Source organism: Pedobacter sp. 05L430 (assembly GCF_056397585.1).
Genome location: NZ_JBFTNT010000411.1, coordinates 1 through 3012 on the forward strand (window position 1 = coordinate 1; position 3012 = coordinate 3012).

Here is a 3012-nt window from a genome sequence, read left to right on the forward strand (position 1 = left end):
GGTATTTACGAAACGATTCAAGAGTTGATCCTTAGTTTTATTGGTATTTACGAAACGATTCAAGAGTTGATCCTTAGTTTTATTTTCGGCTTCTACGGGAATGTATATATGCTTCATCTGGCGCTCATCGCGTTTAAGAATCCCTTTATCTGCCATGATTTGCATTTGCTTAAGTGTAGAGGTGTAATTTACATCTCTTTGCTCATTCAGTGTGTCATTAACAAAGCGCACTGTAGAAGGGCCAAATTCCCATAAAACCTGTAAAATTTCAAGCTCCGCTCTTGTAGGCTCAGGAATAGCATCAATAGGTTTATTCTGTTTCATAACATAAAGGTAGGATAACTTTCGTACGAAACAAACAATATGTGAAATATTTTTTTTAAGCTTTCTTTTTAATATCGCTTATGATCTTAACAGCATGGTCTCTTGAGTTTTCTATAAACCATAAATGGGTATCCATACCTCCACAAACAACACCTGCCAAATAAATACCCTTTTCATTGGTCTCCATTGTTTGTGAATTGTGTTCCGGCAGGCACTTATCGTCTTCACTAAGCTTAACACCAAATTTTCTTAGCAACTCAAAATTGGGTTGATAACCGGTTAAGGCCAGCACAAAATCATTTGGTATGGTAATTATTCCCTCTGGTGTTCGAATATCAGCGGTATCATTTGCTATGCTAACCAATTCAGAATGGAAATAAGCTTTAATGTTTCCTTCCTCAATGCGATTCATAACATCCGGTCTAACCCAGTATTTAACCCGCTTACTTATCGATTCGTCTCGGACTACCATGGTTACATTGGCGCCCTTTCTATAGGTTTCCAAGGCAGCATCTACCGATGAATTACTGGCCCCAATTACAATTACATTTTGCATTGCATAATAATGCGGGTCTTTATAATAGTGCGCTACTTTGGGAAGATCTTCGCCGGGTATATCTATTTTGTTCGGGAGATCATAAAATCCGGTAGAGATGATAATATTTCTGGTAAGATAGCTTGATTTTGAAGTGGTTACTATAAAGCCAACATCTTGCTTCGCAACATCGTCAACAGATTCAAAAAGCTTTGTATTTAATTCAAATTTAAGTGCTACCCTGCGGTAATACTCTAATGCTTCGGACCTGGTAGGTTTAGGATTATTTGAAACAAAAGGAACTCCCCCTATTTCCAGTTTCTCTGATGTGGAGAAGAAAGTCATATTCTGAGGATAATTATATAATGAATTCACCAGACATCCTTTTTCGATGATCACATACGATAAGCCTGCTTTTTTTGCTTCAATACCGCAGGCAATACCAATTGGCCCTGCTCCTATAATAAGTATATCTGTAACTTCCATTTTATTATTAACTCATTGAAGGAAAAGATATTCCCTTAATTTTCCTAAATAACTCAACAGCATAGATATCTGTCATTCCTGAAACAAAATCCAATACGCTTTGGATTTTAGAATAAACATCATTCTTCTCTGTTAAAAATTGCTTCGGTATCAATTCAACCAGTTTCTTATGGTATTTTGATTCGTTTTGCAGGTAGGCTGGAATAAACTCTTCTAAAAGCCCGCCCATTACCTGATAACCTGCTACTTCGATCTGTACAACAGAAGAATAGTTATAAATTTTTTTTATTGAAATCTTTTCTATTTCTTTCATTACGGATAAGAATGGCGCTTCAATAGCATCCATCAAACTTATATTGAAGTCACCGTTTAATATCGATTCCTGTTCCTGATAAAATACATTTGAGCATTGCCATATCAATGTGCTTATCGACTTTGCCCTCATGAGCGTGATTTTGGCATCATCATCTTCCATTTCAGCTAGCCTTGATGGCATTTTAACATCATTACACAAAGGCAAAAGTAAAGTTTCAACTTCCTTGTACGAAAGGATTTTTAAACGATGTGCATCCTCCAGATCAATAATATTATAACAAATGTCATCTGCTGCTTCTACTAAATACACAAGTGGGTGTCGCTTATAAATCAAAGGCGATTCCTGAACCTTAATAAGATCCATCTCTTCAGCAATCTTTTCAAATCCGCTTTGCTCTGACTGGAAGAAACCGTATTTTTTAGTATAAATATTCTTTTTATTATGGCCTGCTACAGATGCACATGGATATTTAGCTATCGCAGCAAGTGTAGAGTAAGTTAATGCAAATCCTCCTGTTCCTTTTCCTGCAAATGGGTGGGTTAATATTCTTAATGCATTGGCATTTCCCTCAAAATGGATCAAATCTTCCCACTGTGCCTCATTTACCTGTTCCTGATATATCTTCCCATCACCACTGTTAAAATAGTGCGATATGGCTGATTCACCAGAATGACCAAAGGCCGGATTACCCAGATCATGAGCCAAGCAAGCAGATGCAATAATGTTTCCTATTTCACATAGCAGCGGACAGGTTTCATCTATATTGGCATCTGAGTCTTTTATCCTGTTGTAAAAGATCGTACCCAATGATCGCCCAACACTCGCAACTTCCAGGCTGTGTGTAAGTCGGTTATGAACAAACACACTGCCTGGTAAAGGAAATACCTGGGTTTTGTTTTGTAATCTTCTAAAAGGCGATGAAAATATGATCCTGTCATAATCTCTTTGAAACTCGGAACGAGCTTCTTTTTGATTTCCAGTAAACCTATCTTCATTTCCCCATCGTTTTGATGACAATAACTTTTCCCAATTCATAGCTTAAAAATAAGCACGAAGTTAAGGTATTAAATCAGTTTTCCATGAGCCATCTATCAACCTCAAAATACTCAGTGGGTTACTGTTTTGTAATGCTGCAGGAAGTAATTCATCTGGAATATCCTGATAAGACACCGGTCTTAAAAAACGATAAATTGCTGCAGTACCCACAGATGTTGATCTTCCATCGGTGGTTGACGGGAATGGTCCACCATGTTGCATTGAATGACAAACTTCTACACCTGTAGGAAAACCGTTATAGATCACACGACCCGCTTTTTGGGTGATTATATCAATTACAGGAATCAAATTACCT

At 37.3% G+C, this 3012-nt stretch carries 3 protein-coding genes and 1 pseudogene; all 4 read right to left on the reverse strand.

The genetic code is table 11. From position 1 onward, the window contains the following. On the reverse strand, positions 1–324 hold a 324-nt coding region (locus AC1DG9_RS25645; RefSeq protein ID WP_477635524.1), incomplete at its 3' end, for a BlaI/MecI/CopY family transcriptional regulator. Positions 325–379: 55 nt separating this feature from the next. Continuing rightward, the gene (locus tag AC1DG9_RS25650; protein ID WP_288881718.1) at positions 380–1345 is read right to left on the reverse strand and encodes a YpdA family putative bacillithiol disulfide reductase; all 966 of its coding nucleotides are present in this window, start codon (positions 1343–1345) and stop codon (positions 380–382) included. A 7-nt stretch (positions 1346–1352) separates the two neighbouring features. Further along, entirely contained in the window at positions 1353–2696 is a 1344-nt protein-coding gene (locus AC1DG9_RS25655) for a deoxyguanosinetriphosphate triphosphohydrolase (protein ID WP_337716081.1), read from the reverse strand. Between the two features lie 21 nt (positions 2697–2717). After that, positions 2718–3012, reverse strand: a pseudogene (locus AC1DG9_RS25660) (aldehyde dehydrogenase (NADP(+))); the annotation flags it as partial.

Bases quoted from the DNA above. Each gene is read 5' to 3' on its own strand.
- AC1DG9_RS25650 (WP_288881718.1), bottom strand. From the start codon at position 1,345: ATGGAAGTTACAGATATACTTATTATAGGAGCAGGGCCAATTGGTATT.
- AC1DG9_RS25655 (WP_337716081.1), bottom strand. From the start codon at position 2,696: ATGAATTGGGAAAAGTTATTGTCATCAAAACGATGGGGAAATGAAGAT.